The sequence below is a fragment of the Bifidobacterium sp. POST2/T3 (B1) genome (genome assembly GCF_058197115.1).
This window is the reverse complement of record NZ_JBVPQK010000327.1, coordinates 1-2,946: the sequence shown is the minus strand read 5'-3', so window position 1 is coordinate 2,946 and position 2,946 is coordinate 1. Positions and strand designations below refer to the sequence as shown.

Here is a 2,946-nt window from a genome sequence, read left to right as displayed (position 1 = left end):
GACTCAGGTCCAACCATTCCCGCCATAGTCAGCAGGCGATCAATCCGAGAACCCGTCAGCACCACAGCTCCGCCGAAGTCGTCGTACTGTCCGCCACGGCTCGCGCTGATGCCTGAGACGGTCAAGTCCACAGTGCCCTGATCGACAAGGCGTTCTGTACTCGAAGAATCCTGAGCACTATCGCTATCACTACCTGGCAGCATCATCGGGGACAGATGAAGGCGCACCTTATCGCCCAGACCCACACGGAGCCTGTCGGAAACGGAATGCGGCAACACAACCTGATCATCTGAATCCGGCCATTGCCCCCGGTCCAGATCAACAGGCATAAGTTCCTGCCTGGCACCCGCAATGGCAAGAATCCCCTTGCTGGACTGACCGTTTGCTTCCATATCCATCATGAGGCTGACATCAGGGCGCAGACCACGAACCCCCTGCAATTTCGACAGTCCTTTGCTGTCAAACTTGTCGAACAGGATTGGCTTGTCCTGATCCTTTCTGGAGGTCACAGCATAGTTGGCTCGACCGGCATCCAGGCTAATCTCACGACGCATGGAGGCATTCGCCACGTTGCCAAAAAGGAGCGTCAGACACATAAAGAGGGCGCCGATCACGATGGCCAGGCCAGCCGGCATCATCATACGTGCATCGCGCTTCATCATCGTACGGGTTATCCGCCACACAGTGCACCCCCTAGTCCCGTACCTGGGAATCGCCAGCAGTGCCAGCCGACACTTGTTCAGACAGAAGGTCATTCATGGCCTTCACCGTCGGATCCTGTCGGTCCGCAACGATCTGTCCGTCTGCAAAGACCAGCGCACGGTCGGCATAGGATGCGGCATAGGCATCATGAGTGACCATGATGACGGTCTGCCCCAGCTCGCGGACCGAATCCCGAAGGAAGCTGAGCACCTCGGTCGAGGAAACCGTGTCCAGGTTTCCCGTAGGCTCGTCCGCAAAGACGATTGAAGGCTTGGTGATGAGGGCCCTGGCAATGGCCACACGCTGCTGCTGGCCACCCGAGAGCTCGCTGGGCCGATGGTCCAACCTCTCCGACAATCCCAGAGTCTCTACCAGCTGCTCCATCCATGAGGTGTCGGGCCGAACATCGTCCAGTACCAGCGGCATGAGGATGTTCTGTTTGGCAGTGAACATAGGCAATAGGTTGAAGCTCTGGAAGATGAATCCCAGATGCCGTCTCCTGATAAGGGTCAGCTGACGGTCGTCCATTCGTGTCAGGTCGACTCGGCCGGCCTGATCAATCGATGGATGGTGACGATCTCCGCTCTTCGAATGCAGAAGATCAGCGGCCATATAGACATGGCCTGAGGTGACAGTATCCAGACCAGCCAGAACGTGCATGAGCGTTGACTTGCCCGAACCTGAAGGACCCATGATGGCGGTGAACCGGCCACGCTCGAAATTCACGTCAATTCCGCGCAGGGCATGGACGGCGTTAGATCCTTGCCCATAATCCTTGGTCAGCTGCCTGGCGCTGACGGCCGGCTGACCCACGATGCCTGGACCTGCTCTGTCGATCAACCCTTGTGAAGACGAAGTATCCGCTTTGTTCTGCATGGTGCTCCTTATCCGCGAGGAAACCTTTCTCCCGTCAGCTTCCGACCCTATGCGGCTATTAGCTGCCGCGATATGCTCCCTGGGAGCGATGAAGAGAATCATCCTTACGGATGAGTGTGCTGAAGAACTCCTCCTGTTAGGCTGGCACCATCCAAATCAACACGGGGCGGCGGGGATGGACATCTGCGGAGATGAAGCGAATCATGTTCAGCACAAGAGACATGAGTCACAAGACATGCAACCATCGGACCAAGGAATTGAGGCTGTTGCCCAGATCTCCTTGATTGACTACAGGAATAACGAGCTTCCTTAGCTCAAGCTGAATCGTTTCCGAGCAGCATCAAGGAAATCATCACCCGGTAGAATGAGTCATTCATTCCCGACGCCGACCAAAGCATGCCAGGATGAAGGCTGCTTGCCGTCATTCCTCAGCAAGAGCCACGACCGGTGGGGTCCGGTTGACGCGCCTTGCGGGCAGAACACTTGCCAGAATCGCCGCTACGAGCGCCACCAGCAGAATCACCAGCCCGGTGGACCAGGGAATGGGGAAAGCCACCGTACCCAGAGAGGAGAAGATCTCATAGGCTGCAGCCCAGCCGAAGAGCAGGCCCAGGACCATGCCAGACAAGGACGACCCCAGGGCTATCAGCCCTGATTCCACAGCCAGTGACCGTCTGATCTGCTTCCGGGTCATCCCAATGGCCCGCAGGGTGGCGGACTCCCGCCGGCGTTCCAGCACCGAAAGGGAAAGCGTATTGGCCACGCCGATCAGGGCGATGGCAACCGCCACTGCCAGAAGAGCCAGGATGATCATGAGCAGGCTGTCGATGATCCGATCCCACTGCTGCTTCTCAGCCAACCCACCCTTGACGGAAACAGCCGAATACCCAGAAAGCGCGTTTTTCACCTTGTCCATGAATGCCGGGACTGTTGGCGAACCATCGATCTTGGCCCAGATCTGCACTGTCTGAGGCTGAATGCCATTCAGCAAGGATGAGTCGGTCAGGCCATATAAATTGTTGGCATCAATTCCCTGGAAAGGCGCATAGACACTGGTCACGAAGAGCCTTTGAGCCACCGACGTGGATCCGCCATGAGCGTCGCCTTGGATCGGGCTGAGAATATTGAGCCCAAGATTCCCGCCGTCGTGAAAATCCTTCTGCTTGTCCATGAGGCTTTCTGGAAGCAGCAGGGCATCCGGTCCGGAAAGATCCTTGCCGACCTTGGAGTTCAGAAGACGATCGATCTTATGCGCATCCAGGGCGAAAATAGTCATTCCCGCCCCGTTCTGCCCGCCTGATTTGACCATGGCTGCATACTGGGGCACCAGCTCGGCCTGTGCAACCCCGTCGATCCGTCGAATGTCGT

Annotated in this window: 3 protein-coding genes; all 3 read right to left on the bottom strand. The window is 57.2% G+C overall.

Annotated features, from left to right (window positions below; translation table 11 throughout):
* On the bottom strand, positions 1-683 hold a 683-nt coding region (locus AC0AP0_RS11145), incomplete at its 3' end, for an ABC transporter permease (protein WP_490430513.1).
* A gap of 10 nt (positions 684-693) precedes the next feature.
* Positions 694-1,578 carry an ABC transporter ATP-binding protein gene (locus AC0AP0_RS11140; RefSeq protein WP_232356190.1) on the bottom strand — a complete coding sequence of 295 codons (885 nt, stop codon included), beginning with the start codon at positions 1,576-1,578 and terminating at the stop codon, positions 694-696.
* Between the two features lie 421 nt (positions 1,579-1,999).
* Positions 2,000-2,946, bottom strand: a 947-nt coding sequence (locus tag AC0AP0_RS11135) for an ABC transporter permease (RefSeq protein WP_490430512.1), incomplete at its 5' end; no start/stop codon positions are given.

What these genes read in the sequence shown, in the direction of transcription:
- AC0AP0_RS11140 (WP_232356190.1), bottom strand. Translation starts at nt 1,578, where the DNA reads ATGCAGAACAAAGCGGATACTTCGTCTTCACAAGGGTTGATCGACAGA.